This is a genomic window from Nocardioides sp. Leaf374 (assembly GCF_916862475.1).
Lineage (GTDB): Bacteria > Actinomycetota > Actinomycetes > Propionibacteriales > Nocardioidaceae > Nocardioides > Nocardioides kribbensis.
Genome location: NZ_CAKASO010000041.1, coordinates 1 through 25,450, shown reverse-complemented (window position 1 = coordinate 25,450; position 25,450 = coordinate 1). Strand labels below are relative to the sequence as shown.

At 73.5% G+C, this 25,450-nt stretch carries 26 protein-coding genes; 19 read left to right on the top strand and 7 right to left on the bottom strand.

Features of this window, described 5'->3' with window-relative positions:
• Nucleotides 1-67: 67 nt before the first annotated feature.
• The 7 genes from LPA27_RS15910 to LPA27_RS15880 all read right to left on the bottom strand — a co-directional run bounded on the left by LPA27_RS15910 (nucleotide 68) and on the right by LPA27_RS15880 (nucleotide 6,090).
• Nucleotides 68-994: an aldose 1-epimerase family protein gene (locus tag LPA27_RS15910; protein ID WP_228943065.1), complete on the bottom strand. Its 927-nt coding sequence runs from the start codon at nucleotides 992-994 to the stop codon at nucleotides 68-70.
• 10 nt (nucleotides 995-1,004) lie between these two features.
• On the bottom strand, nucleotides 1,005-1,577 hold the full coding sequence (locus LPA27_RS15905; RefSeq protein ID WP_228943064.1) for a uridine kinase family protein: 573 nt from the start codon (nucleotides 1,575-1,577) through the stop codon (nucleotides 1,005-1,007).
• A gap of 20 nt (nucleotides 1,578-1,597) precedes the next feature.
• Nucleotides 1,598-2,113, bottom strand: coding sequence for a hypothetical protein (locus LPA27_RS15900; protein ID WP_228943063.1), 516 nt, complete (start codon nucleotides 2,111-2,113; stop codon nucleotides 1,598-1,600).
• An 89-nt stretch (nucleotides 2,114-2,202) separates the two neighbouring features.
• The gene (locus LPA27_RS15895) at nucleotides 2,203-3,381 is read right to left on the bottom strand and encodes an LLM class flavin-dependent oxidoreductase (RefSeq protein WP_228943062.1); all 1,179 of its coding nucleotides are present in this window, start codon (nucleotides 3,379-3,381) and stop codon (nucleotides 2,203-2,205) included.
• Nucleotides 3,381-4,448 carry an ABC transporter substrate-binding protein gene (locus tag LPA27_RS15890; protein ID WP_228943061.1) on the bottom strand — a complete coding sequence of 356 codons (1,068 nt, stop codon included), beginning with the start codon at nucleotides 4,446-4,448 and terminating at the stop codon, nucleotides 3,381-3,383. Before LPA27_RS15890 ends, LPA27_RS15895 begins: the two co-directional genes overlap by 1 nt.
• Nucleotides 4,445-5,281: an ABC transporter ATP-binding protein gene (locus LPA27_RS15885; protein ID WP_228943060.1), complete on the bottom strand. Its 837-nt coding sequence runs from the start codon at nucleotides 5,279-5,281 to the stop codon at nucleotides 4,445-4,447. Before LPA27_RS15885 ends, LPA27_RS15890 begins: the two co-directional genes overlap by 4 nt.
• Nucleotides 5,269-6,090 carry an ABC transporter permease gene (locus LPA27_RS15880; RefSeq protein ID WP_228943059.1) on the bottom strand — a complete coding sequence of 274 codons (822 nt, stop codon included), beginning with the start codon at nucleotides 6,088-6,090 and terminating at the stop codon, nucleotides 5,269-5,271. The genes LPA27_RS15885 and LPA27_RS15880 overlap by 13 nt, the downstream gene beginning before the upstream one ends.
• A gap of 141 nt (nucleotides 6,091-6,231) precedes the next feature.
• Between LPA27_RS15880 and LPA27_RS15875 the strand changes: the two genes are divergently transcribed.
• From LPA27_RS15875 to LPA27_RS15785, 19 genes are all read left to right on the top strand, one after another.
• On the top strand, nucleotides 6,232-6,765 hold the full coding sequence (locus LPA27_RS15875; protein WP_228943058.1) for an SseB family protein: 534 nt from the start codon (nucleotides 6,232-6,234) through the stop codon (nucleotides 6,763-6,765).
• A gap of 234 nt (nucleotides 6,766-6,999) precedes the next feature.
• Entirely contained in the window at nucleotides 7,000-7,836 is an 837-nt protein-coding gene (gene infC / locus LPA27_RS15870; protein ID WP_267477222.1) for a translation initiation factor IF-3, read from the top strand.
• Between the two features lie 54 nt (nucleotides 7,837-7,890).
• Entirely contained in the window at nucleotides 7,891-8,085 is a 195-nt protein-coding gene (rpmI, locus tag LPA27_RS15865; protein ID WP_056862815.1) for a 50S ribosomal protein L35, read from the top strand.
• Nucleotides 8,086-8,181: 96 nt separating this feature from the next.
• Nucleotides 8,182-8,574: a 50S ribosomal protein L20 gene (gene rplT, locus LPA27_RS15860; protein WP_056862816.1), complete on the top strand. Its 393-nt coding sequence runs from the start codon at nucleotides 8,182-8,184 to the stop codon at nucleotides 8,572-8,574.
• On the top strand, nucleotides 8,571-9,374 hold the full coding sequence (locus LPA27_RS15855; protein WP_056863006.1) for a TrmH family RNA methyltransferase: 804 nt from the start codon (nucleotides 8,571-8,573) through the stop codon (nucleotides 9,372-9,374). The genes rplT and LPA27_RS15855 overlap by 4 nt, the downstream gene beginning before the upstream one ends.
• A 53-nt stretch (nucleotides 9,375-9,427) precedes the next feature.
• Nucleotides 9,428-10,474, top strand: coding sequence for an ATP-binding protein (locus LPA27_RS15850; protein ID WP_228943057.1), 1,047 nt, complete (start codon nucleotides 9,428-9,430; stop codon nucleotides 10,472-10,474).
• Nucleotides 10,475-10,633: 159 nt separating this feature from the next.
• Complete coding sequence (pheS, locus tag LPA27_RS15845) at nucleotides 10,634-11,764, top strand: phenylalanine--tRNA ligase subunit alpha (RefSeq protein ID WP_056904334.1); 1,131 nt, start codon at nucleotides 10,634-10,636, stop codon at nucleotides 11,762-11,764.
• Nucleotides 11,764-14,259, top strand: coding sequence for a phenylalanine--tRNA ligase subunit beta (gene pheT / locus LPA27_RS15840; RefSeq protein WP_228943056.1), 2,496 nt, complete (start codon nucleotides 11,764-11,766; stop codon nucleotides 14,257-14,259). Before pheS ends, pheT begins: the two co-directional genes overlap by 1 nt.
• 427 nt (nucleotides 14,260-14,686) lie before the next feature.
• Nucleotides 14,687-15,724 (top strand): N-acetyl-gamma-glutamyl-phosphate reductase, encoded by a 1,038-nt coding sequence (gene argC / locus LPA27_RS15835; RefSeq protein WP_228943055.1) that lies wholly within the window; start codon nucleotides 14,687-14,689, stop codon nucleotides 15,722-15,724.
• Nucleotides 15,721-16,332 (top strand): ACT domain-containing protein, encoded by a 612-nt coding sequence (locus LPA27_RS15830; protein ID WP_228943054.1) that lies wholly within the window; start codon nucleotides 15,721-15,723, stop codon nucleotides 16,330-16,332. Before argC ends, LPA27_RS15830 begins: the two co-directional genes overlap by 4 nt.
• Nucleotides 16,329-17,480 (top strand): bifunctional glutamate N-acetyltransferase/amino-acid acetyltransferase ArgJ, encoded by a 1,152-nt coding sequence (gene argJ / locus LPA27_RS15825; RefSeq protein WP_228943053.1) that lies wholly within the window; start codon nucleotides 16,329-16,331, stop codon nucleotides 17,478-17,480. The genes LPA27_RS15830 and argJ overlap by 4 nt, the downstream gene beginning before the upstream one ends.
• Entirely contained in the window at nucleotides 17,477-18,418 is a 942-nt protein-coding gene (argB, locus tag LPA27_RS15820) for an acetylglutamate kinase (protein ID WP_056862822.1), read from the top strand. Before argJ ends, argB begins: the two co-directional genes overlap by 4 nt.
• A complete protein-coding gene (locus tag LPA27_RS15815) occupies nucleotides 18,415-19,590 on the top strand; it encodes an acetylornithine transaminase (protein ID WP_228943052.1) in 1,176 nt (391 codons plus the stop codon). The genes argB and LPA27_RS15815 overlap by 4 nt, the downstream gene beginning before the upstream one ends.
• A 44-nt stretch (nucleotides 19,591-19,634) precedes the next feature.
• Nucleotides 19,635-20,585: an ornithine carbamoyltransferase gene (gene argF / locus LPA27_RS15810; RefSeq protein ID WP_056904919.1), complete on the top strand. Its 951-nt coding sequence runs from the start codon at nucleotides 19,635-19,637 to the stop codon at nucleotides 20,583-20,585.
• Between the two features lie 5 nt (nucleotides 20,586-20,590).
• Entirely contained in the window at nucleotides 20,591-21,118 is a 528-nt protein-coding gene (locus LPA27_RS15805) for an arginine repressor (RefSeq protein ID WP_056862824.1), read from the top strand.
• 100 nt (nucleotides 21,119-21,218) lie between these two features.
• Complete coding sequence (argG, locus tag LPA27_RS15800) at nucleotides 21,219-22,652, top strand: argininosuccinate synthase (RefSeq protein WP_056862825.1); 1,434 nt, start codon at nucleotides 21,219-21,221, stop codon at nucleotides 22,650-22,652.
• Nucleotides 22,652-23,122, top strand: a complete 471-nt coding sequence (locus LPA27_RS15795; RefSeq protein WP_228943051.1) for an NUDIX hydrolase — start codon at nucleotides 22,652-22,654, stop codon at nucleotides 23,120-23,122. Before argG ends, LPA27_RS15795 begins: the two co-directional genes overlap by 1 nt.
• Nucleotides 23,119-24,546: an argininosuccinate lyase gene (gene argH / locus LPA27_RS15790; RefSeq protein WP_228943050.1), complete on the top strand. Its 1,428-nt coding sequence runs from the start codon at nucleotides 23,119-23,121 to the stop codon at nucleotides 24,544-24,546. The genes LPA27_RS15795 and argH overlap by 4 nt, the downstream gene beginning before the upstream one ends.
• 10 nt (nucleotides 24,547-24,556) lie before the next feature.
• Nucleotides 24,557-25,162, top strand: coding sequence for a DNA-3-methyladenine glycosylase (locus LPA27_RS15785; protein ID WP_228943049.1), 606 nt, complete (start codon nucleotides 24,557-24,559; stop codon nucleotides 25,160-25,162).
• The last annotated feature ends 288 nt before the right edge of the window (nucleotides 25,163-25,450 follow it).

Below are 25,450 nucleotides of genomic sequence, written 5' to 3'. Positions count from 1 at the left end.
GACCACTACCTGACCGTCACGACGGTCGGGTAGTGGTCGCAACGGTCGGTAAGTGGTGCGCGGCGGCTCAGTCCAGCGCGCGGATGCCCCAGGTGGCGGAGAAGGAGTCGTCGGGGTCACCGGCGGCGCCGAGGGTGACGACACCGGTGCCGGAGGAGAAGGCGTCGGCGGGAGCCGTCATCGGCTCGACGGCCAGCGAGCGCCGCGCGGTGGCGGCGACCTCGTCGGCGCTGTAGACCTGCAGCGCGGTGTGGTGGCGGTCGACCCACAGCGCCACGCCCTCGCCGGAGCGCGGGTCGCGCAGCACGGCGGTGGCGGTGCCGTCGTCGTCGCGCACGAGGTCGGTGAAGCCGTCGTCGAGCGGCAGGTCGCGCAGCGGCCGCGCCACCCGGAAGTCGTACGTCGTGCCCTCGACCTCCTCGGTGCCGACCGGCAGCAGCCGCTCGGGGTCGACCAGGATCCGGGTCGCCGCCGGCAGCGTGAGCTCGAGGGGGTCGACGGGGCCGGCGCCGACGCGGAGGTAGGGGTGGGCCCCGCTGGCCCACGGGGCGGGCGTGGTCGAGGTGTTGCTGGCGGTCTGGGTCACGGTGAGCCCGTCGGCGGAGAGGTCGTAGACGACGTGCAGGTCCAGCGTCCAGGGGTAGCCGCTCTGCGCCATGAGGCGGTAGGACAGCGACACCGAGTGGCCGGTGTGCTCCTCGGCGGTCCAGGCCACCCAGCGCACGAGCCCGTGGGAGGCGTTGGCGCGGCCGGGCTCGGTCAGGGCGAGCTGGTGCTCGCGTCCGCCCCAGCGGTAGCGGCCGTCGCGCAGCCGGTTGGGCCAGGGCATGAGCAGCTGGCCGCGCCCGCCGGAGGTCATCTCCTCCTCGGCGAAGCCGTCGACGAGGGCACGTCCCGCGTGCTCGAGCGTGCGGAGCGCGGCCCCGCTCTCGGTGACGACGGCGCGGTAGCCGCCGCCGGCGATCTCGAACTGGTCACCGCTGGGAGCACGCATGGGCTCCACCCTAGGGCGCCTCGCCCGGCGGCCCGGGAGGCGTCCGACCGGTGCCGTCGACGACGAGGTCGGCCCGCTCCCGGGTGCGGTCGGCGGTGTGGTGGAGGTCCTCGGCCGTGCGCCACGCCCGCCACCGGTCGGCCAGGTCGGCACCGTCGCGCTCGAGGCCGCGCGCCAGTCGCAAGGCCGACGGGGCCTCGACCCAGACCAGCAGGGTCTGGTGGTGCGACCACGCGGCGAGGCCCGAGCCCACGCCCTCGAGCACCAGCAGCGGAGCCGGGGGCACGGTGACGGTGTCGGCGAGGGCCGCCCGGTGCCAGTCGTAGCGGCGGTAGCGGCCGGGGGCCCCGGTGGCGAGGGGGCCCAGCAGCGGTGCGAGCGCCTCGCCGACGCGGGGCAGCCCGTCCCAGCCGTCGTAGAGGTCGTCCATGTGGACGACGTGGGCGTCGAGCCCCGCGGAGGTCGCCAGGTCGGCCAGGGCCACGGCCAGGGTGGTCTTGCCCGACCCGGCCGGCCCGTCGAGGCACACCAGCCGCGAGCCGCCCAGCCGCGGCGCCCGCTCCCGGGCCAGGTCGAGCACCACCCGGGCGCTCCGGGCGGGGGTCAGGAGATGCCGCGCTTGCGCAGCAGGGCCTCGATGTCGGCGAGGTCGTCGTCGATGGCGGGCTCGCCCTTGCCGGCCCCGCTCGCCGTGGCGGCCTTCCGGTCGGCCCGGCTCGCCCGGGTCGTCCGGGTCGGTGCGGCGGAGCCGTCGGCGCCCGCGAGGGCCGCGCCGCGGGCCGGGCCCACGGCGCCCTCGCGCTGCACGCCGCGCACCCCGATGCCGCGGGCGGTGAGCGACCCGGCGAGCAGCACGAGGCCGACCCCCACGCCGGCCAGCACGATCCCGGTCCACACGACCGGGCTCAGCACGAGGCCGGCCGCCCAGTCGGAGACGGCGGTGCCGATGCGGGTGGCCATCTGCAGGGTGTCGGTGAGGTAGGCCGCCAGGGGCAGCAGGGTCAGCCCGCCGACGCGCAGGGCGGGAGCCGGGCCGCGTCGCCGCCAGACCAGCCAGGTGCCCACCGCGCCCAGCGCGGTGAGGGTGAGGGTCAGTGCGGCCCAGGCGGCGTCGTCCACCCCTTCAGCCTGACACACGCGAGCGACCCCGGGCCTCCGAGCAGACCCGGGGTCGGGTGGTGCTCGGTGTGGCGCGCGACGCGCCGGGGTCAGCGTCCGGCGGCCACCGGCTCGCGCGCGCCCGTCGCGGCGCCTGCCCCGGTGACGCCCAGGGCGGCCAGCCGAGGCATGACCCCCTCGGCGAACCAGTAGGCCTCCTCCACGTGCGGGTAGCCGGAGAGGATGAACTCGTCGACGCCCACCGCGTGGTAGTCGGCGAGGCGGGCGGCCACCTCGTCGTGGCTGCCCACGAGGGCGGTGCCGGCGCCTCCGCGCACCAGGCCGACGCCGGTCCACAGGTTGGGCGACACCTCGAGCTCACGCGCGGAGTCGAACCTGGTGCGCCCGTCGCGCAGGGCCAGCATGCGCTGCTGCCCCGTGGACTCGCTGGCCCGCAGGGCCTCCTGGGCCCCGGCCACGGTCGCGGGGTCGAGGCCGTCGAGCAGGGTCTGGGCGTGGGCCCAGGCGGCCTCGCTCGTGTCGCGCGACAGCGTGTGCACGCGCAGCCCGAAGCGCAGGGTGCGACCCTCGGCCCGGGCCAGCTCGCGCATCCAGGCGATCTTCTCGGCCACCAGCTCCGGCGGCTCGCCCCAGGTGAGGTAGACATCGGCGTGCTTGGCCGCGACCGGGCCCGCCGGTCCGGAGGAGCCACCGAAGTAGACGTCGGGCACCGGGTCGATGCCACCGCTGACCATCGCCCCCTCCACGCGGAAGTGGTCCCCGTCGAAGTCGAAGGGCGCCTGCGACCAGGTGCCACGCACCACGGCGAGGAACTCCTCGGTGCGGGCGTAGCGCACCTCCTTGGCCGCGGTGTCACCGAACCGGGCCTGCTCGCGCGGCTCACCGCCGGTCACGACGTTGAGCATCAGCCGGCCCCCGGAGATGCGCTGGTAGGTCGCGGCCATCTGGGCGGCCAGCACCGGGTTGACCACACCGGGTCGGAAGGCCACGAGGAACTTCAGCCGGGTGGTCTCGCGGATGAGTGCCGCCGTGGTCAGCCACGCGTCCTCGCAGAACGTGCCGGTCGGGGTCAGCACCCCCTCGAAGCCGAGCTGCTCGGCCGTACGTGCGACCTGGGCGAGGTAGTCGATGTCGGGCGCCCGGAAGCCGTGGGTGACGGTCTCGTCGAGACCCGCACGCACGGAGGTCGGCACACCCTGCCCTGCGCCCACGAGTCCGCGGTTGTCGCCGGAGGTCGGCAGGAACCAGTGGAGCCTCGCGCCCGGCATCAGCGGGCCGCTCCGGCGGTCGGGCTCTGCTGGGTGGCGGTGACGTCGTTGAAGGCGTCGGAGAAGTAGTCGGCCACGTCCACCGACTCCGGCAGCAGCCCGTTCTCGGTGAAGGCGTCGGCCATCTCCTGCTCCGAGGCGATGACCTCCTCGTCGATCGGCACGATGGTGACCGGGCGCTGCTTGGCCGCGGCCAGCGTGACCTCGGGGGTCAGGCCGGTCTGCTCGGCCCACACGTCGGCCCACTCCTGCTGGTGCTCACCCGACCACAGCTGCGCCTCGGTGACCCGGGCGAGGTAGTCCTCGAGGGCGGCCGCCGTCGCGGTGTCGTCGATGGCCTCGTCGGAGGCGACCTGGAAGTTGTAGCCGTTGACCAGCCCCTCGCCGTCGACGAGCACCCGGGCGCCCTCGTCGATGACGGCCTGGGAGGTGAAGGGGTCCCACACCGCCCACGCGTCGAGGCTGCCGGTGGTGAAGGCCACCAGCGCGTCTGCTGGCTGGAGGTTCTTGACCTCGATCTCGTCGTAGCCCACGCCGGCCTCGCCGAGCTGGGCCAGCAGGTGGTAGTTGGCCGAGCTGCCGACGGCCACCCCGACGTCCTTGCCGGCCAAGTCGGCCACCGACTCGATGGGGGAGTCCTTCGGCACGAGGATCGCGTCGCCCTTGCCGGAGAACGTGACGGCCTGGACCATCTTGAACTGCCCCTGGGCCGCGGCCGCGAAGAGCGGCGGGGTGTTGCCGACGAGCCCGACGTGCACGGCCCCGGCGTTGATCGACTCGAGCATCGGCGGGCCGGAGGTGAACTCCTTCCACTCGATGTCGTAGGGCGTGTCGGCCAGGTCGGCCGCCTCGAGGAGCGCGCGCACGCTGCTGGAGCGCTGGTCACCGACGATGAGGGTCACCTTGCTGAGGTCGACCGACCCGTCGTCGGCGACGGCGTCCTCGTTGCCCGTGCCGCCACCGCAGCCGGTGAGCAGCAGCCCGGCGGCGACGGCACCGGCGAGCAGGCCACGGCGTCGCAGTCGGCGTCCGACGTGGCGCGGGGAGGTGGGGGAGACGTGGTTCATGCGGCACCTTGCTTCTGGGTCTGACGGTTCGGGTTGGGGGGAGTGGGCCTGACGCCGAGGGCCTGCAGCACCGCGGAGCGGGTGCGGGCGATCTCGGGCTGGGAGTGGTCGCGGTCCGAGCGCGGCAGGGTGATCCGCCAGGAGTCGGCGACCTTGCCCCCGTCGAGCACGATGAGCCGGTCGGCCAGGGCGAGCGCCTCGTCGACGTCGTGGGTCACGATGAGGATGGCCATGGAGTGGCGTCGCCACAGGTCGATGACGAGCTGGTGCATCTCGATGCGGGTCAGCGCGTCGAGGGCGCTGAACGGCTCGTCGAGCAGCAGCAGCGAGGGGTTGCTGACCAGCGCGCGGGCCAGCGAGACCCGCTGGGCCTGACCGCCGGAGAGCTGCAGCGGCCAGGCGTCGCTCTTGCCGCTGAGGCCGACCTCGGTGATCCGCTCGTCGGCCAGGCGGTGCCGGTCGGCTCGCTCGGGGGCGTTGAGCAGCGCGAGGGCGACGTTCTCGCGCACGTCGCGCCACGGCAGCAGCCGCGGCTCCTGGAAGGCCACCGAGGTGCGTCCGCTGACCTGCACCTCGTCGACGGGGGCGGGATCGAGCCCGGCGAGGCTGCGCAGCAGCGTCGACTTGCCGCAGCCGCTCCGACCCAGGAGGGCCACGAACTCGCCGGGGGCGATGTCGAGGTCGACGTCCTTGAGCACGTGGGTCTGGCCGAAGGAGCGGTGGTGGGAGCGGACCCGGGCGACCAGGGAGGCGTCGAGGGCCGGAGCCCCCCGTCGGGCCGAGCGGCTCCCGGCGGAGTCGCGGGCGGCGGAGCGGGACTTCAGGAACGCCATGACAGGGCCCTTCTCTCGAGGTGGCGGACGGCGACGTCGGTGAGCAGGCCGAGCAGGCTGTAGGTCACGAGCCCGACCACGATCACGTCCATCTGGAGGAACTCCCGGGCGTTGTTGATCATGAAGCCGAGCCCCGAGGTGGCGCTGAGGGTCTCGGCCACGATGAGCGTCAGCCACGCGATGCCCAGGCTCTGGCGCAGGCCGACGAGGGCCTGCGGCATGGCACCCGGGAGGACGACATGACGGATGCGCTGCATGCGGGTGAGGTGCAGCGCCTTGGCCACCTCCATCGTCTTCCGGTCGATGCTGCGGATGCCGCCGAGGGTGTTGAGGTAGAGCGGGAACAGCACACCCATGGCGATGAGCACGACCTTGGGGGTGTCGCCCAGCCCCATCCACGCGATGAACAACGGCACGAGGCCGAGGTGGGGCAGCGTCCGCAGCATCTGCAGAGGCGGGTCGACCGCATCGTCACCGAGGCGGGAGAGCCCGGCCACCAGGGCCAGGCCCACGCCGATCACGGCGCCGATCGCGAAGCCGAGTCCGACCCGTTCCAGAGAGGCCAGGACGGCCGGGCCGAGCGTGCCGTCGCTGACGAGCTCGACCGAGCGCACGGCGATCTCGACGGGTGAGGCCATCTTGCGGGGGTCGAGGAGCCCCGTGCTGCTGGCGAGCTGCCACAGCGTGAGGATCACGAGGGGGGAGACCCACCGGCGGAAGTGCCGCAGGCGGGGACGTCGCAGGGGTCGTGGGGGTGGGGTCGTGGGGGTGGGCGCGGCCGGGCCGGCGAGCACGGGGGTCACGGTCATGGCTCCACCCTCTGCAAACCAATACCTGTAAGTCAACTCAGACACTCGACTTACGATGAGGATCACGCACCGCGCGCTCGGCCGCCCCTCCGGTCTCACCCCCGGCTCGCCGTGCATCGCCGTGTCGGGGAGGATGGACGGGTGAGCGACCAGCCGCCCGGCCTGCCCCGCCAGCTGCAGGGGCCGGCCTTCCCCGACGACGACGGGCGTGCCGCCCCCGACGTGGTGGCGGCCCTGGCGGCGTACTCCTCCGACCGGGGTGCCTACGTCGACGCCCTCGCGGCCCTGTCGACCTCGCGCCTGCTGGTGCCGGTGGTGGCCGTGCTCGGCGAGGTCGAGGTCGACGACGCCGGCCTGGCCCACGACAAGACCAGCGACATGGCTGCGGTGCTGATGACCGGCCGCGACGGGCGGCGCGCCCTGCTGGCCTTCACCTCGCTGGAGACCATGGCGGCCTGGGACCCGCAGGCCCGGCCGGTGCCGGTGCCGGCGTCGGGTGCGGCGCTGTCTGCGGTGCAGGAGGAGGCCGCCGCCCTGGTGGTCGACCTGGCCGGCCCGGTGGTGGTGGCGATCGAGGGTCAGGACCTCGAGGCGCTGGCGGCCGGGTGGACGCTGGCGCGCGTCGGCGAGCGCTCGGGATGGGTGCGCCCCGACGCCGACCCCCCGGTCGGCTGACACCTCAGGCGGGGCGGTGGGCGCCGGCCCGGTGATTGGCGTGAGGTCGGAATGCTCGGCTAAGGTCCGGTGTTGACCGATCAGTCCCGCCGTGCACGCTGCGACGGGGCCGATCTCCAAGCGGGGACCAGCAGCACACGTCTCCCACCCGCACCGACCGCCGCCACGGAGCAGTCCGAGGCACAGGTCGTCGGGTCACCGGTCTACCGAGGATCCACCACGCGTCGTGCCAGCATGGCGCGGGCCCTCGGCAGACGATGCGTCACCCGGCCGGGGAGACGTGTCGCGACTGGCTTCCGCTTGGGTCACCAGCGGGAGCCTTTGTTCATTTCCACGCCGTGCGTGGACGGCGCGAGGCCTCCGGACAGATCCCAACCAGGAGGACACATCAGCACCGAGCTTCGAATCAACGACCGGATCCGGGTTTCCGAGGTCCGCCTCGTTGGCCCCAGTGGCGAGACCGTCGGCATCGTTCCCACCGCCGACGCGCTGCGCCTTGCCCAGGAAGCCGACCTCGACCTCGTCGAGATCGCCCCGATGGCCCGTCCGCCGGTCTGCAAGCTCATGGACTACGGCAAGTTCAAGTACGAGAACGCCCAGAAGGCGCGCGAGGCCCGTCGCAACCAGACGAACGTGATCATCAAGGAGATGAAGCTTCGTCCGAAGATCGACGCCCACGACTACGAGACCAAGAAGGGTCACGTCGTGCGGTTCCTCCGCGCCGGGGACAAGGTCAAGATCACGATCATGTTCCGCGGTCGTGAGCAGCACCGTCCCGAGCTGGGCTTCCGTCTGCTGCAGCGTCTGGCCGAGGACGTCACCGAGCTGGGCTTCGTGGAGTCCTCGCCCAAGCAGGACGGCCGCAACATGATCATGGTCCTGGGCCCGCACAAGAAGAAGGCCGAGGCCAAGGTCGACATGCAGGCCCAGAAGGACACCAAGGCCGCCGAGCGTGCCGCGCTCGAGGCCGGTGAGCGCGCCGAGCGCGACGCCGCCCACGCCGCCGGGCCCGTGGCCAAGAAGAAGGAGCGTGGCCGCTCCGAGAACCTCGATCCCGAGATCGAGGCCTGAGACTCCCGCCGGGGCACCACCGTGCCCGTGGCTGACGACGAGAGAGAGATACAGATGCCGAAGAACAAGAGCCACTCCGGTGCCGGCAAGCGCTTCCGCGTGACCGGCTCGGGCAAGATCCTCCGCGAGAAGGCCGGCAAGCGCCACAACCTGGAGAAGAAGGCCTCCAAGGTCACGCGTCGCCTCACCGGCACCGTGGAGGTCGCCAAGGCCGACGTCCCGCGCGCCAAGAAGATGCTGGGTCTCTGACCCTCGTCCGCCCCTGGTGGCCGCGCCCGTCGCGACCGCCCACGCCGACCCGGTCGGCACCACCTCAGATCTTCCACCGCAACAAGGAGTAACAACGTGGCACGCGTCAAGCGGGCAGTGAACGCCCAGAAGAAGCGCCGGACGACCCTCGAGCGCGCCAGCGGCTACCGCGGCCAGCGCTCGCGCCTGTACCGCAAGGCCAAGGAGCAGGTCACCCACTCCCTGGTCTACAGCTACAACGACCGCCGCAAGAACAAGGGCAACTTCCGCAAGCTGTGGATCCAGCGCATCAACGCCGCCGCGCGTGCGCAGGGCATGACCTACAACCGCTTCATCCAGGGCCTCAACCTGGCCGGCGTCGAGGTCGACCGCAAGATCCTCGCCGAGCTCGCCGTCAACGACGTCGCTGCGTTCAACGCGCTGGTGGAGACGGCCAAGGCCGCTCTGCCCGCCGACGTCAACGCGCCCAAGGCGGAGGCCTCGGCCTGACCACCGTCCCCCTGACGACCGGCAACGGTCGCGTCAAGGAAGCGCGCAAGCTCAGCCGCCGCTCGGCCCGATCCGAGCGGCGGCTGTTCCTTGCCGACGGTCCGAAGGCCGTCGAGTCGGCCCTCGCGGTGCCCGGCTGCGTGGTCGAGGTCTTCGCCACGCCCGCCGCCGCCGAGCGCCACGTCGCGCTCGCCACGGCGGCCGAGCGGGCCGACGCGGCCTGGACCCTCGTCGACGAGCGCGCCCTGGCCTCGCTCAGCGACGCCGTCAACCCGGCGGGGGTCGTGGCGGTGTGCCGGTTCCTCGACCGGCCGCTGGAGCACCTGCTCGACCCGGCGCCCCGCCTGGTGGCCGTCTGCGCCGACGTGCGCGACCCCGGCAACGCCGGCACCGTCGTCCGCACCGCCGACGCCGCCGGAGCCGGAGCCGTGGTGCTGGCCGGCAGCTCGGTCGACGCCTACAACCCCAAGACGGTGCGCGCCAGCGTCGGCAGCCTGTTCCAGGTGCCGGTCGCCGTGGCGGCCGAACCGGCCGACGCCGTACGCCGGGCGCAGTCCGCGGGGCTGCAGGTCCTCGCCGCCGACGGCGCCGGCGAGGTCGACCTCTTCGAGGCCGACGACCTGCTGGCGGCCCCCACCGCGTGGCTGTTCGGCAACGAGGCGTGGGGACTGCCCGAGGAGCTGGCGGCACTGGCCGACCACCGGGTCCGCATCCCGATCCTCGGGCGGGCCGAGAGCCTCAACCTCTCTACCGCCGCGGCGCTCTGCCTCTACGCCTCCGCCCGCGCCCACCGCGTCTGACCTGTCCCTCGCGCAGCCGGTGGGGTGGCTCGCCGGGGCCTAGGGTGGGCCGCGTGGACGCCCAGCAGCTCGCCGACTCCCTGCCCGACGGCGTCGTCGTCGCCGATGCCGAGGGCCGCGTCACGCTCGTCTCCCGCGTGGCCGTGCAGATGCTCGGCCGTAGCGCCCTCGACGGGGTGGGGCGTGGCCTGGCCGAGGTGCTGGCCCTCCAGGACCAGGACGGCGCGGCGTGGTTCGACCACAACTGCCCCTACCGGGGGCTGGTGACGCGCACGGCCGTGCCGGAGCAGTCGTGGCTGCTGCCCGACGGCACCGAGGTGCTCGTGGCCGCGCGCATCCACCGCCCGGCGCTCGACCGCCCCGTGAGCAGCGTGGTGGTCACCCTCCGCTCCGGTCGCGGCCGGGCCCGGCTCGACCGGGAGCGCTCCGACCTGGTGGCCACGGTGGCCCACGAGCTGCGCTCCCCGCTGACCGGGGTCAAGGGCTTCGTCCAAGCCATGCTCAACCGCTGGGACAAGCTGAGCGACGACCAGAAGAAGCTGATGCTCACCACCGTCAGCGCCGACTCCGACCGGCTGAGCCGCCTCATCGCCGAGCTGCTCGACGTCGCCCGCATCGACACCGGGCGACTGCAGCTCTACCCCCGCCCCAGCGACGCCGCCGTGCTGACCGGTCGCATCGTGGAGTCGGTGCAGGCCGGCACCTCGCGCCCGTTGGCCCTGTACGTCGCCGCCGACCTGCCCGAGATCTCCGCCGACCCCGACAAGTTCACCCAGGTCGTCACCAACCTGGTCGAGAACGGCGTGCGCCACGGCGAGGGCACGGTGTCGGTCACGCTGGACCCGCTCGGCCCCGACCACGACCACGCCGGGGTCCGGCTCGTCGTGCAGGACGAGGGCGAGGGCATCCCGCTCGACCTGCGGCGCCGCGTCTTCACCAAGTTCTGGAAGGGCGGGGCGCGTGGCGGCACGGGCCTGGGCATGTACATCGTCGGGGGCCTGACCCGTGCCCACGGCGGCACCGTCAGCATCGGCGACGCCCCCGGCGGCGGCGCCAGCATCGTGCTCACCTGGCCCAGCGAGGACCGCCGACCGGAGTGACCCCGGTCGGGGCGGCCCCGGCGCGGCGGGCGTCCACGGGCCGGGCGCACGGCACGACGTCGTCCAGGGCCGGCAACCGGTTCGCGGGCGGGGGCCGCGGCTTCCTAGACTGACCACGCCGCGCGCCGGAGTGCGCGGCCACCCGCTGGAAAGGCAGTCATGTCCGGTCCCAACACCGACTTCGACCCCGTGGAGGTCACCCCCTTGAAGTCCGAGGAGGTCGAGGCGGCGCGCGACGCCGCCGTGGCGGCCATCGAGGCCGCGACCGACCTGGAGCAGCTCAAGGCGGCCCGGCTCGAGCACGCGGGCGACCGCTCCGCCCTGGCGCTGGCCAACCGCGAGATCGGCGCGCTGCCCCCGCAGGCCCGCAAGGAGGCCGGCAAGCGCATCGGCCAGGCGCGCGGTGCCGTCAACCAGGCCCTCGCGCGCCGCCAGCAGGTGCTCGAGGCCGAGCACGAGGAGCGGATGCTCGTCGAGGAGACCGTCGACGTCACGCTGCCCACCGACCGGCTCCCGGTCGGCGCGCGTCACCCCGTGACCACCGGCTCGGAGCTGATCGCCGACATCTTCGTCGCGATGGGCTGGGAGATCGCGGAGGGGCCGGTGCTCGAGGCCGAGTGGCTCAACTTCGACGCCCTCAACCTCGGCCCCGACCACCCGGCGCGCACGATGCAGGACACCTTCTGGGCCGACCCGGCCGACCACGGCGTCGTCCTGCGCACGCACACCTCGCCGGTGCAGGCGCGCTCGATGCTCACGCGCACCCCGCCCATCTACATCGCCTGCCCCGGTCGCGTCTTCCGCACCGACGAGTACGACGCGACGCACAGCCCGGTCTTCCACCAGGTCGAGGGCCTGGCCATCGACGAGGGCATCACCATGGCCCACCTCAAGGGCACCCTCGACCACCTGGTCTCCTCGCTGTTCGGCGCCGGGATCTCCACGCGCTTCCGCCCGTCGTACTTCCCCTTCACCGAGCCGTCGGCCGAGATGGACATGGTCTGCTTCGTCTGCCGCGGCACGGGGCTCGCCACGGGCGACGACGGCGCGGCCGACGCCGCCGCGTCCTGCCGCACGTGCCGCGGCGAGGGCTGGATCGAGCTCGGCGGCTGCGGGGTGGTCAACCCCCGGGTGCTCACCGCGTGCGGCATCGACGCGGAGCGCTACACCGGCTTCGCGTTCGGCTTCGGCATCGACCGGATGCTGATGTTCCGCCACGGCATCGAGGACCTGCGCGCGCTCTTCGAGGGCGACGTCCGCTTCACCACCGCGTTCGGGAGTGAGATCTGATGAAGGCCCCTGTCTCGTGGATCCGCGAGCTCGTCGACCTGCCCGCCGACGTCACCACCGACGACCTCACCGCACGCCTGACCGCCCTGGGCCTCAAGCTCGAGGCCGTGGAGCGCGCCGGTGCCGGCATCTCCGGTCCGCTCGTCGTGGGCCGCGTGCTCACCATGGAGCCGGAGCCGCAGAAGAACGGCAAGACCATCAACTGGTGCACCGTCGACGTGGGTGACGCCAACGGCACCGGCGAGCCGCAGGGCATCGTCTGCGGAGCCCACAACTTCGCCCCCGGCGACCTCGTCGTCACCGTCCTGCCCGGCGGCGTGCTGCCCGGTGACTTCCGGATCTCGGCGCGCAAGACCTACGGCCACGTCTCGGCCGGCATGATCTGCTCCTCCTCCGAGCTCGGGCTGGGCGAGGAGCACGACGGCATCATCGTGCTGCCCGCCGACGCCGGCGAGCCGGGCGACGACGTCTTCGACCTGCTCGGCCTGCGCGAGGAGGTCATCGAGTTCGAGATCAACCCCGACCGTGCCTATGCCCTCTCGCTGCGCGGCATCGCCCGTGAGGCGGCCCTGGCCTACGACCTGCCCTACGTCGACCCCGCCGAGCGCGACGTGCCGGACGCCGACGACCAGGGCCACCCCGTGGTGGTGGAGGACCCCGCGGGCTGTCCGCTCTTCGTGGCGCGCACCGTCACCGGCTTCGACGCCACGGCGCCCACGCCGGACTGGATGGTCCGCCGCCTCCAGCAGGCCGGCATGCGCTCGATCTCCCTGGGCGTCGACGTGACCAACTACGTCATGCTCGAGCTGGGCCAGCCCCTGCACGCCTACGACGGCGACACCCTCGACGGCGCGATCCGGGTGCGGCGCGCCGAGCCGGGGGAGCGCATCACCACCCTTGACGACACCGACCGCGAGCTCTCGCCCGAGGACCTGCTCATCACCGACGCCACCGGCCCGATCGGCATCGCCGGCGTCATGGGCGGCGCCCGCACCGAGATGTCGGCCTCGACGACCCACGTGGTGGTGGAGTCGGCCCACTTCGACGCCACCTCGGTCTTCCGCTCCGGCAAGCGCCACCGCATCAGCTCCGAGGCCGGCAAGCGCAACGAGCGCGGCGTCGACCCGCGGCTGCCCGAGGTGGCGGCCGACCGCGCCGTCGAGCTGCTCACCGCCCTGGGTGGCGGCCGGGCCGACACCGGCGTGACCGTGGTCGGCCAGGCGCCCGCCCCGGCCGTGGTCCACGCCCGCGCCGACCTCCCCGCGCGGGTGACCGGCATGCCGATCAGCGCCGAGACCACGGTCGCGCACCTGCGCGCCGTCGGCTGCACGGTCGAGGTCGACGGCGAGGCCCTCACGGTCACGGCGCCGAGCTGGCGCCCCGACGTCACCGACCCCTTCGACCTGGTCGAGGAGGTCGCCCGCATCGTCGGGTACGACGAGGTGCCCTCGGTGCTGCCCACCGAGGCCGCGGGGCGCGGTCTGACCCGTGAGCAGCGACTGCGCCGTCGGGTGGGCCGGGTGCTCGCGGGCGCCGGGTGCGTGGAGGCGATCAGCTTCCCGTTCGTCGGCGAGGCGACGTTCGACGCGCTCGGGCTGCCGGCCGAGGACCCGCTGCGCCGCACGGTGCGCCTGGCCAACCCGATCAGCTCCGAGGAGCCGGCGTACACGACGACGCTGCTGCCGGGCCTGCTGCGCGCCGCGGCCCGCAACCTGGGGCGCGGGGCCGCCGGCGTCGCCCTCTTCGAGACCGGCACGGTGGCCTTCCCGGTCGACGGCGGCCCCGCCCCGATCTACGGCGTCGAGCAGCGCCCCTCCGACGCCGAGCTGCAGGCCCTGCTCGACGCCATCCCGCGCCAGCCGCAGCACCTGTCGGTCGTGCTGGCCGGTGAGCGCGAGCGCGCCGGCTGGTGGGGCGAGGGCCGCGACGCCGGCTGGGCCGACGCGCTCGCCGTGCTGCGCCGCGTCGCGACCGAGCTCGGCATCGAACTGGAGGTCGCCGCGGCCGCCCGGATGCCCTGGCACCCGGGCCGCTGCGCCGAGGTCGCCGTCGGCCAGGGTGACGACCGGGTCGTGGTCGGCCACGCCGGGGAGCTGCACCCGAGGGTCTGCAAGGCCTTCGACCTCCCGGCGCGCTCCGCCGCGGTCGAGGTCGACCTCGACGCCCTCCTGCGTCACGCGGTCGACGTCGTGCCGGGCCCGGTGGTCTCGGGCTTCCCGCTCGCCAAGGAGGACGTCGCCCTGGTGGTGGCGGAGGCCGTGACGGCGGCCGACGTCGAGGCCGCCCTGGTGGCGGGGGCCGGCGAGCTGCTGGAGTCGATCCGGCTCTTCGACGTCTACCGCTCCGAGCAGCTCGGCGAGGGGCGCAAGTCGCTGGCCTTCGCCCTGCGCCTGCGTGCCCCCGACCGCACGCTGACCGACGACGAGATCGTCGCGGCCCGACAGTCCGCCGTCGACGCGGCCGTCGAGCGCACCGGCGCCGTCCAGCGCGCCTGAGGTCCCCGCGGCTCCGCACCCTGCGTGCGGAGCCGCGGTCGCCCGCCCCGGGCCCCCCACCGCAGCACTCGTCCCACACGCAACCGGCGCAATCGCGTGCGTTCGCTGGTGGGGCGCTGGGTGGTGTGCGCAAGTGGCGCAATTGCGCGGGGTCGCTGGTGGTGGTCGCGGTGGTTTGCGTGGTTGGTGCCGATGCGGCGCTGGGTCGGGTGCGCAACCGTCGCAATTGCGCGCCGCCTCTCGCGCAGCTGCGACGGACGTCGCGCCCGCGCGCCCGTCAGCGGCTCCGCCCGCCTCCCTCGCCGCGTGCGACCCGGGCAGCGGCGGCTGGGCGGCGGCGGGCGCGGCGCTGCCCGCGTCGCGTCGACCCACGCAGGTGCCCGTCGACGACCGACTTGCACATGCTCATGCATTGACTTGTATAGTCATGCACATGACGAGGAGACGTGTCGCTGTCGCCGGTGCCAGCGGTTATGCCGGAGGAGAGGTCCTGCGCCTGCTGCTGGGCCACCCCGAGGTGGAGATCGGCGCCCTGACCGGTGCCTCCAACGCGGGTCAGCCCCTGGGCGCGCTGCAGCCGCACCTCGTGCCGCTGGCCGACCGGGTGCTGGAGGAGACGACGCTCGAGGTGCTCTCGGGCCACGACGTGGTCTTCCTCGCCCTGCCCCACGGCCAGTCCGGCGAGCTCGCCGCCCAGCTCGGTGACGACACGATCGTCATCGACTGCGGCGCCGACTTCCGTCTCGAGGACCCCGCCGCCTGGGCGCGGTTCTACGGCGGCGACCACGCCGGCACGTGGCCCTACGGCCTGCCCGAGCTCCCCGGTCAGCGCGAGCGTCTCGAGGGCCGCACTCGCTTCGCCGTGCCGGGCTGCTACCCCACCGTGTCCTCGCTGACCCTCGCCCCGGCCATCGCCGCAGGGCTGGTGCACCCCGACGTCGTCGTGGTCGCGGCCTCCGGCACGAGCGGCGCCGGCAAGGCCGCCAAGACCAACCTCCTGGGCAGCGAGGTGATGGGCAACGCCAGCGCCTACGGCGTCGGCGGCACCCACCGCCACACCCCGGAGATCACCCAGAACCTCTCGCGCCTCGTCGAGGGCACGGTCAGCGTCAGCTTCACCCCGCTGCTGGTGCCGATGCCACGGGGCATCCTGGCCACCTGCTCGGCCCCGCTGGTCGACCCGGTCAGCGCGGAGGAGGCCTACGACGTCTATGCCGAGGCCTACGCCGACGAGCCGTTCGTGCACCTCCTGCCCGCGGGCCTGTGGCCCCAGACCAAGTCGGTCACCGGCTCCAACGCCGTGCACGTGCAGGTCACCGTCGACGAGGCCGCGGGCCGCCTGGTGGCGGTCGGCGCCGTCGACAACCTCGCCAAGGGCACCGGCGGTGCGGCCGTGCAGTGCATGAACATCGCGCTCGGCATCGACGAGACCACCGGTCTCACCGCGGTCGGGATCGCGCCGTGAGCGGCGACGAGCCGGCGGAGACCGGCACCCACGAGGGCGGCCCCGCCGTGTCGGGCGGCACGGTGTCGTACGTGCTGCAGCAGTTCCCCGAGAAGCTCGCGCTGGTGAAGCTCCCGGTCGGCGCCGAGGTGCCGAGCTGGGCGGAGTCGTCGTCGCTGTTCTCGGTCACGGCGACCGCCACCGAGACCACGCTGATCTGCGCGGGCCGCAACGTGCCCACCAAGCAGGTCGCCCACAAGGGCCTGGTCGCCTTCTCGGTGCAGGGCCCGATCCCGACCGAGGCGACCGGGGTGCTGGCCGCGCTGCTGGTGCCACTGGCCGAGGAGCAGATCAGCGTTTTCTCGATCTCCACCTTCGAGACCGACTGGGTGCTGGTGCCCTCGGGCGCCACCGAGCGCGCCACCGAGGCCTGGCGCCGCCACGGCCACACGGTGCGACCCGCGGTGCCCGTCGGCGCGTCACGAGCGCCGCGCGAGCGAGAGCCGCGCGCCGGCAACGGCACCGACAAGCCCCCGCGCACGACCGGTCGCTCCCGCAAGGACCCGCAGTCCGACCAGCAGCCGGAGCGCCGTTCCGGCTCCAGCAGCAGCGAGAAGAGGAAGAGATGAGCGTCACCACCCCGGCCGGCTTCGTCGCCGCCGGTGTCGAGGCGGGCCTGAAGGCCTCCGGCGGCAAGGACGTCGCCCTGGTGGTCAACCAGGGGCCTGCCCACGACTCCGCCACGGTCTTCACCGCCAACCGGTGCAAGGCCAACCCGGTGCTGTGGAGCCAGGAGGTCGTCAAGGACGGCACCGTGCGCGCGGTCGTCCTCAACTCCGGTGGCGCCAACTGCTACACCGGCCCCGAGGGCTTCCAGACCACCCACGCGGTCGCCGAGCGGGTCGCCGACCACCTCGGCATCGGGGCGCTCGACGTCGTCGTCTGCTCGACCGGCCTGATCGGCCTGACCAACGACCGCGACCAGGTCCTCGCCGGGGTCGACGCCGCCCACGCGGCCCTCTCGCCCGACGGCGGTGACCAGGCCGCCCACGCCATCATGACCACCGACTCGGTGAGCAAGCAGGTCGTCGTCGAGGGCGCCGGCTGGTCGGTCGGCGGCATGGCGAAGGGCGCGGGCATGCTGGCGCCGCAGCTGGCCACGATGCTCGTCGTGCTCACCACCGACGCCGTCGTGCCCGCCGCCGACCTCGACACCGCGCTGCGCGCGGCGACCCGGGTCTCCTTCGACCGGCTCGACTCCGACGGCTGCATGTCCACCAACGACACCGTGACGGTGATGGCCAGCGGCGCCAGCGGCATCACGCCCTCGGTCGACGACTTCACCGACGCCCTGACCCAGGCGTGCACCGACCTGGCGATGCAGCTGCTCAAGGACGCCGAGGGCGCCGACCACGAGATCGCGATCACGACCCTCAACGCCGCCTCCGAGGACGACGCCGTCGAGGTCGGGCGCAGCGTGGCCCGCAGCAACCTGTTCAAGGCCGCGATCTTCGGCAACGACCCCAACTGGGGCCGCGTGCTCGCCAGCATCGGCACCACGGCGGCGGCCTTCGACCCCGCCGACCTCGACGTCGCCATGAACGGTGTGTGGGTCTGCAAGCGGTCCACCCCGCACGCCGACCCCGAGACCGTCGACCTCACCGGCCGGGAGGTCAGCGTGACCATCGACCTCAAGGCGGGCTCCGAGCGGGCCACCGTCTGGACCAACGACCTCACCCACGCCTACGTCCACGAGAACAGCGCCTACTCATCATGAACGATTCCAGCACCGGAGAATTCACCGTCGGCAAGCCCGACCAGGCCAAGGCCCGCACGCTCGCGGCCGCCCTGCCGTGGCTGAAGCAGTACCACGGCAAGATCGTGGTCGTGAAGTACGGCGGCAACGCCATGACCGACGACTCCCTCAAGCGGGCCTTCGCCGAGGACATCGCCTTCCTGCGCTTCGCCGGCTTCCGACCCGTCGTCGTGCACGGCGGCGGGCCGCAGATCTCCAGCATGCTCGACCGCCTCGGCATCGAGTCGGAGTTCCGCGGCGGCCTGCGCGTGACCACGCCGGAGGCGATGGACGTCGTGCGCATGGTGCTCGTGGGCCAGGTCCAGCGCGAGCTGGTCGGACTCATCAACGAGCACGGCCCGCTGGCCGTGGGCTGCTCCGGCGAGGACGCCGGTCTGTTCACCGCCACCGCCACCGGCACGGTCGTCGACGGCGAGGAGGTCGACCTCGGTCTGGTCGGCGAGGTGACCCGGGTGCGCCCGGAGTCGGTGCTCGACCTCATCGAGGCCGGCCGCATCCCGGTGGTCTCCTCGGTGGCCCCCGACGAGGACGGCACCGTCCACAACGTCAACGCCGACTCCGCGGCCGCCGCCCTGGCCGTGGCGCTCAAGGCCGAGAAGCTGCTCGTGCTGACCGACGTCGAGGGCCTCTTCCTCGACTGGCCCGACTCCGAGGACGTCGTGGGCGAGATCAGTCCCGAGTCCCTGGCCGAGGTCATCCCCTCGCTGGCCAGCGGCATGGTCCCGAAGATGGGCGCGTGCCTGCTCGCGGTCGAGGGCGGGGTGCCGCGCGCCACCGTCGTCGACGGGCGCGAGCCGCACGCCGTGCTGCTGGAGTTGTTCACCAAGGAGGGCGTCGGCACGCAGGTGCTGCCCGGCGTCGAGACCAAGACCCGCAAGGCCCGGGAGACCCAGTCATGACCGAGCAGCAGGCGCTGCAGGAGCGCTACGCCGACTCCCTGATGAACACCTTCGGCCCGCCCAAGCTCGTGCTGACGCGCGGGGAGGGCGCGCACGTGTGGGACGCCGACGGCAAGGAGTACGTCGACCTGCTCGGCGGCATCGCCGTCAACGCGCTGGGCCACGCCCACCCCGCGCTGGTCGAGGCGGTCACGACGCAGCTGTCGACGCTGGGCCACATCTCCAACTTCTTCACCAGCGCCCCCCAGGTCGAGCTGGCCGAGCGGCTGCTGTCGTTCGCGGGCGCCGAGGGCAAGGCCTTCTTCGCCAACTCCGGCGCGGAGGCCAACGAGGCCGCCTTCAAGCTGACCCGCCGCACCGGGCGCACCCATGTGGTGGTCGCCGAGGGCGGCTTCCACGGTCGCACCATGGGCGCGCTCGCCCTGACCTCCAAGGAGGCCTACCGCGCCCCCTTCGAGCCGCTGCCGGGCCACGTCGAGTTCGTGCCGTACGGCGACGAGGCCGCGCTGGCCGCCGCCGTCACCGACGACACCGCCGCGGTCCTGCTCGAGCCGATCCAGGGCGAGGCCGGTGTCGTGGTCGCGCCCGAGGGCTACCTCGCCGCGGCGCGTCGCGTCGCCGACGAGCACGGCGCGCTGCTGTGGTTCGACGAGGTCCAGTCGGGCATGGGCCGCACCGGTTCCTGGTACGCCCACCTGCCCTCCGGCGTGGTGCCCGACGTGATCACGCTGGCCAAGGGACTGGGCGGCGGCTTCCCCATCGGCGCGGTCCTCGGGCTGGGCCGCGCCGCCGACCTCTTCGACCCCGGCAACCACGGCACGACCTTCGGCGGCAACCCGGTGGCCTGTGCGGCCGCGCTGGCCGTCGTGCGCACCATCGAGTCCGAGGGCCTGCTGGCCCACGCCGTCGAGGCGGGCGACCGGCTGCGGGCGGGGCTGCTCGCCGACCGGCGGGTCACCGAGGTGCGCGGTGAGGGCCTGCTCATCGGGCTCGACCTGGTCTCGGAGCACGCCGCCGAGGTCACCGCGGCCGCGATGGCCCACGGCTTCATCGTCAACAACCCCACGCCGCGCCGGATCCGCCTCGCCCCGCCGCTCGTGCTGGGCACCGCCGACGTCGAGGCCTTCCTCGCGGCGTGGCCGCGGATCCTCGACGACGCGGGCGTCTCGTGAGCGCGCCGGCCCCCACCGGGACGGTCCTGCCTGCCGCGGTGGAGCTGCGGCACTTCCTGCGCGACGACGACCTGTCGCCGGCCGAGCAGGCGCGCGTGCTCGACCTCGCCGCGCAGCTCAAGGCCTCGCCGCACCAGCAGCGCCCGCTGGCGGGCCCGCGGTCGGTGGCGATGATCTTCGACAAGCCGACCCTGCGCACCCAGACGTCGTTCTCGGCCGGCATCGCCGAGCTCGGCGGCTTCCCCATGGTCGTCGAGGGCCGCCTGGCCGGGATCGGCGTGCGCGAGTCGGTCGAGGACGTCGCGCGGGTGCTCGGTCGCCAGGTCGCGGCCGTCGTGTGGCGCACCTTCCACCAGTCCGACCTCGACACCATGGCCGCCCACGCCGGTGTCCCGGTGGTCAACGCGCTCACCGACGAGTTCCACCCGTGCCAGCTGGTGGCCGACCTGCTCACGGTGCGCGAGCACAAGGGCGACCTCGCGGGTCTGACCGCGGCCTTCGTGGGCGACGCGGCGTGCAACATGGGCAACTCCTGGCTCCTGGCCGGGGCCACCGCGGGCATGCACGTGCGCGTCAGCGCCCCGGAGGGCTACCTGCCCGACGAGGCGATGTTCGCCCGGGCCGCCGAGATCGCCGCCGGCACCGGCGGCTCGGTGGCGGCGGTCGCCGACCCGGTGGTCGCGGTCACCGGCGCCGACGTCGTGGTCACCGACACCTGGGTCTCCATGGGCAAGGAGGAGGAGGCCGAGGCACGGGCGGCGGTGTTCGCGCCGTGGTCGCTGACGACGACGCTGCTGGCGCACGCGCGACCCGACGCCGTGGCGCTGCACTGCCTGCCGGCCTACCGCGGCAAGGAGATCGACGCCGAGGTGCTCGAGGGACCGCAGAGCGTGGTCTGGGACGAGGCGGAGAACCGGCGCCACGCCCAGAAGGCCGTCCTGGCCTTCCTGCTCGACCCCTCGCTCGCGCAGGACCCGACGGCGGGGGAGAGGTGAGCCTGATGACCGAGTCGGTCCTGCGGCCCGCGACCAAGAACGCGCGCCACCAGCTGATCGTCGAGCTGGTCTCCACCCAGGAGGTCCACTCGCAGGGCGAGCTCGCCGTGCTGCTGGCCGAGAGCGGTGTCCGGGTCACCCAGGCCACGCTCTCGCGCGACCTCGTCGAGCTCGACGCCGTCAAGGTGCGCGCCGCCTCGGGTGCGTTGGTCTACGCCGTGCCAGGTGAGGGCGGCGACCGTCGCCCGGCCCCGCCGGCCGACTCGGCCGCGGCGCGCGCGCGGCTGGCCCGGCTGTGCGCGGAGCTCCTCGTGAGCGCCGACGCGAGCGCCAACCTCGTGGTGCTGCGCACCCCGCCCGGCGCAGCGCAGTTCCTCGGCAGCGCCTTCGACAAGGCCGACTTCCCCGACATCCTCGGCACGATCGCCGGCGACGACACCGTCCTGGTCATCGGTCGCGACCCCGCGGGCGGCGACGACCTGGCCCGACGATTCCTGGCGCTGGCCGAGACCCACGTCCCGCCGGCGCCCTGACCCCCGTCGCACCTCCCCGCACGACCTGACGCCGCGGCGCCCCGCACGGAGCGTGCGCCGCCCCACCAGACTTCCGTCCCGATCCCCAAGGAGCCCCACCGTGAGCAAGGTCCTCACCACCCTGCCGAAGGGCGAGCGCGTCGGCATCGCGTTCTCCGGCGGCCTCGACACCTCCGTCGCCGTCGCGTGGATGCGCGACAAGGGTGCGGTGCCCTGCACCTACACCGCCGACATCGGGCAGTACGACGAGCCCGACATCTCCGGCGTGCCCGACCGTGCCCTGCAGTACGGCGCCGAGATCGCCCGCGCCGTCGACTGCCGCACCCAGCTGGTCGAGGAGGGCTTCGCCGCCATCGCCTGCGGTGCCTTCCACATCCGCTCCGGCGGTCGCACCTACTTCAACACCACCCCGCTCGGCCGCGCCGTCACCGGCACGATGCTGGTGCGCGCCATGCACGAGGACGGCGTCGACATCTGGGGCGACGGGTCGACCTTCAAGGGCAACGACATCGAGCGGTTCTACCGCTACGGGCTGCTGGCCAACCCCGCCCTGCGCATCTACAAGCCCTGGCTCGACGCCGACTTCGTGCACGAGCTGGGCGGGCGCGCCGAGATGAGCCAGTGGCTGACCGAGCACGGTCTGCCCTACCGCGACAGCGCCGAGAAGGCCTACTCCACCGACGCCAACATCTGGGGCGCCACCCACGAGGCCAAGGTGCTCGAGCACCTCGACGCCTCCCTCGAGCTGGTCGAGCCGATCATGGGTGTGAAGTTCTGGGACCCCGCGGTCGACATCGCCACCGAGGACGTCACGATCCGCTTCGACCAGGGCCGCCCCGTGGCGATCAACGGCCAGACCTTCGCCGACCCCGTGGCCCTGGTGCACGAGGCCAACACCGTGGGCGGGCGTCACGGGCTGGGTATGTCGGACCAGATCGAGAACCGCATCATCGAGGCCAAGTCGCGCGGCATCTACGAGGCCCCCGGCATGGCGCTGCTGTGGATCGCCTACGAGCGCCTGCTCAACGCGATCCACAACGAGGACACGGTCGCCAGCTACCACAACGAGGGCCGTCGCCTCGGCCGGCTGCTCTACGAGGGCCGCTGGCTGGACCCCCAGGCGCTGATGCTGAGGGAGTCGATCCAGCGCTGGATCGCCTCGCTGGTCACCGGCGAGGTCACGCTGCGCCTGCGGCGCGGCGAGGACTACACCGTCCTGCGCACCGACGGGCCGGCCTTCTCCTACCACCCCGACAAGCTGTCCATGGAGCGCACCGAGAACGCCGCGTTCGGGCCCACCGACCGCATCGGCCAGCTCACGATGCGCAACCTCGACATCGCCGACTCGCGCGCCAAGCTCGAGCTCTACGCCACCCAGCCCCTCGACCAGGGCCAGGTGCTGGTCGAGAACGGCACTCTCTTCGGCGAGCTCGAGCCGGGCGGCGCGAAGCGCATCGCCACGCGCCCGGCCGGCGAGGGCGACATCGACGACGAGGCGCTCGACCACGCGGCCATGGAGTTCGGCACCGACTGATGGAGCCGATCCTGCGCCGCAGCGCCCGGGTGGTGCCGGTCAGCGCGACGGGCGAGGTCCTGCTGCTGCTCGACCACGACCCCGAGCGTCCCGACGCCCCGCGCTGGGGCACCGTCGGCGGTGGCGTCGACGAGGAGGAGTCCCTCGTCGACGCCGCCCTGCGCGAGCTGCACGAGGAGACCGGGGTCCGGGCGGCGGCGGCCGACCTGGTGGGGCCGTTCCACCACCAGGTGCAGGACTTCTCCTGGCGCGGCACGACCTACCGCGGCGACGCGACCTTCTTCGCCCTCGCCCTCGACCGCGCGCAGGAGGTCGTCCTCGACCACCTCGAGGAGGCCGAGGTCGGCGTCGTCCTCGAGGCGCGCTGGTGGACCCCCGACGACCTGGCCCGCGACGGCCGGCTCGTCTCGCCCGACCTGTGCGACATCATGACCGCGGCCGTCCGGGCCGTCCTGGGAGGAGACCAGTGAGCACCACGAACACCGGCAAGCTGTGGGGGGGCCGCTTCGCCGGCGGCCCGTCGCCGGAGCTGGAGGCGCTGTCGCGCTCCACCCACTTCGACTGGCGACTCACGCCCTACGACCTCGCCGGGTCGCGCGCCCACGCCAACGCGCTGCACCGCGCCGGCCTGCTCACCGAGGCCGACCACGCCGAGCTGCTGCGCGGCCTCGACGCACTGGGGGAGCGGTACGCCGCCGGCACCCTGCGGCCCGACGACTCCGACGAGGACGTGCACGGCGCCCTCGAGCGGCTGCTGCTCCAGGAGGTCGGACCCGACGTCGGCGGACGGCTGCGGGCGGGTCGCAGCCGCAACGACCAGATCGCGACGCTCTTCAAGGTCTTCCTGCGCGACCACTGCCGCGTGGTGGTCGGGCAGGTGCTCGACCTCGTGGACGTGCTGGCGGCCCAGGCCTCCGACCACCTGGCGGGCACGCCCACCGTCATGCCCGGCCGCACCCACCTGCAGCACGCGCAGCCGGTGCTGCTGGCCCACCACCTGATGGCCCACGCCTGGCCCCTGCTGCGCGACGTCGACCGGTTCCTCGACTGGGACGCCCGTGTCGCGGCCGACTCGCCGTACGGCTCGGGGGCTCTCGCGGGCCAGAGCCTGGGGCTCGACCCGGTGGGGGTGAGCGCCGAGCTCGGGTTCACCGGCTCCAGCGCCAACTCCATCGACGGCACCGCCGCGCGAGACTTCGTGGCCGAGTTCGCGTTCGTGTGCGCCCAGGTGGGGATCGACGTCAGCCGCCTGGCCGAGGAGGTCATCCTCTGGTCGACCCGGGAGTTCGGCATCGTCACGCTGCACGACTCCTGGTCGACGGGCTCGAGCATCATGCCGCAGAAGAAGAACCCCGACATCGCCGAGCTGGCCCGTGGCAAGGCCGGGCGGCTCGTCGGCAACCTCTCGGGTCTGCTGGCCACCCTGAAGGCTCTCCCCCTCGCCTACAACCGCGACCTCCAGGAGGACAAGGAGCCGGTCTTCGACTCCGTCGACACCCTCGAGGTGCTGCTCCCGGCCTTCACCGGCATGGTCGCGACCCTGGTCTTCGACCGTGAGCGGCTCGCGGAGCTCGCCCCCCAGGGGTTCTCGTTGGCCACCGACATCGCCGAGTGGCTGGTGCGGGAGAACGTGCCGTTCCGCGTCGCCCACGAGCTCGCGGGCGCGTGCGTGCGCCGGTGCGAGGAGCTGGGCCTGGAGCTGCACGAGCTCACCGACGAGCAGTTCGCGGCGATCTCGCCGGCCCTGACCCCGGGGGTCCGCGACGTGCTCAGCGCCGAGGGCTCCGTCGCCTCCCGCGACGGTCGCGGCGGCACCGCCCCCGTCCGAGTGCGCGAGCAGCTCGACGAGCTCGGTGCGGTCGTGGCCGCGCACCGCGCGCGGCTCGGCTCCTGAGCCGACACACGTGAGCGGCGCGCGTCCCGGGCCCGACGACCTGGCGGCGCTGCTCGCCGCCCCGGTGGAGCGGGTCGCGCCGCTGCTGCTCGGTGCCGTGGTCTCCCACGCCGGGGTGTCGATCCGCCTCACGGAGGTCGAGGCCTACGGCGGCGCCGACGACGCCGGCTCCCACGCCCATCGCGGTCCCACCCGCCGCAACGCCACGATGTTCGGCCCCGCCGGGCGGCTCTACGTCTACCTCTCCTACGGCCTGCACGTGTGCGCCAACGTCGTCACCGGTCCCGAGGGATCGCCCGGTGCCGTGCTGCTACGTGCCGGCGAGGTCGTGGCGGGTGCCGACGAGGCCCGGTCTCGTCGGCGCACCGGCGTCGCCCGCGACCTCGCCCGGGGGCCGGGACGGCTCGGTCAGGCCCTCGGCCTGCGGCTCGACCACGACGGGACGGACCTCCTGGCCCCGAGCACCGTCACCCTGCATCCGGGGGATCCGGTCACCGCCGTGGAGCGCGGGCCACGGGTGGGGCTCCGGGGCGACGCCGAGCGGCCGTGGCGCTTCTGGATCGCGGACGACCCGACCGTCAGCACCTACCGCAAGGCACCCCCGTTGGGGTGTTGACGCCCTGATTTGGCCTCCCCGCAACACGTGTGTAACGTTCTTCTTGTCGCAGCGAGCAGCTGCCACTCGGACCGCGAGGTCACCTCGAGTGGCTGACGCGCGTGCGGCGGCCGGATCTTACGGCAGGGAGTCACTCCGACGGAGTTGACGCGCTGAGGTCGGACCGGTAAGTTTCTGCAGGTTGCCCCGCCGCTTCGACCGGAAGGTCGCAGGACGGTGTGCGTCTGATTCTTGAGAACTCAACAGTGTGTCATAGTCGACGAATTAGTTTGTTATGCCCCGTTGGCT

Coding starts and splice junctions, on each gene's coding strand:
- LPA27_RS15910 (WP_228943065.1), bottom strand. CDS start 994: ATGCGTGCTCCCAGCGGTGACCAGTTCGAGATCGCCGGCGGCGGCTAC.
- LPA27_RS15895 (WP_228943062.1), bottom strand. CDS start 3,381: ATGCCGGGCGCGAGGCTCCACTGGTTCCTGCCGACCTCCGGCGACAAC.
- LPA27_RS15890 (WP_228943061.1), bottom strand. CDS start 4,448: ATGAACCACGTCTCCCCCACCTCCCCGCGCCACGTCGGACGCCGACTG.
- LPA27_RS15885 (WP_228943060.1), bottom strand. CDS start 5,281: ATGGCGTTCCTGAAGTCCCGCTCCGCCGCCCGCGACTCCGCCGGGAGC.
- LPA27_RS15880 (WP_228943059.1), bottom strand. CDS start 6,090: ATGACCGTGACCCCCGTGCTCGCCGGCCCGGCCGCGCCCACCCCCACG.
- infC (WP_267477222.1), top strand. CDS start 7,000: ATGGCGCGGGCCCTCGGCAGACGATGCGTCACCCGGCCGGGGAGACGT.
- rpmI (WP_056862815.1), top strand. CDS start 7,891: ATGCCGAAGAACAAGAGCCACTCCGGTGCCGGCAAGCGCTTCCGCGTG.
- pheS (WP_056904334.1), top strand. CDS start 10,634: ATGTCCGGTCCCAACACCGACTTCGACCCCGTGGAGGTCACCCCCTTG.
- pheT (WP_228943056.1), top strand. CDS start 11,764: ATGAAGGCCCCTGTCTCGTGGATCCGCGAGCTCGTCGACCTGCCCGCC.
- argC (WP_228943055.1), top strand. CDS start 14,687: ATGCACATGACGAGGAGACGTGTCGCTGTCGCCGGTGCCAGCGGTTAT.
- argJ (WP_228943053.1), top strand. CDS start 16,329: ATGAGCGTCACCACCCCGGCCGGCTTCGTCGCCGCCGGTGTCGAGGCG.
- argB (WP_056862822.1), top strand. CDS start 17,477: ATGAACGATTCCAGCACCGGAGAATTCACCGTCGGCAAGCCCGACCAG.
- LPA27_RS15815 (WP_228943052.1), top strand. CDS start 18,415: ATGACCGAGCAGCAGGCGCTGCAGGAGCGCTACGCCGACTCCCTGATG.
- LPA27_RS15805 (WP_056862824.1), top strand. CDS start 20,591: ATGACCGAGTCGGTCCTGCGGCCCGCGACCAAGAACGCGCGCCACCAG.
- LPA27_RS15795 (WP_228943051.1), top strand. CDS start 22,652: ATGGAGCCGATCCTGCGCCGCAGCGCCCGGGTGGTGCCGGTCAGCGCG.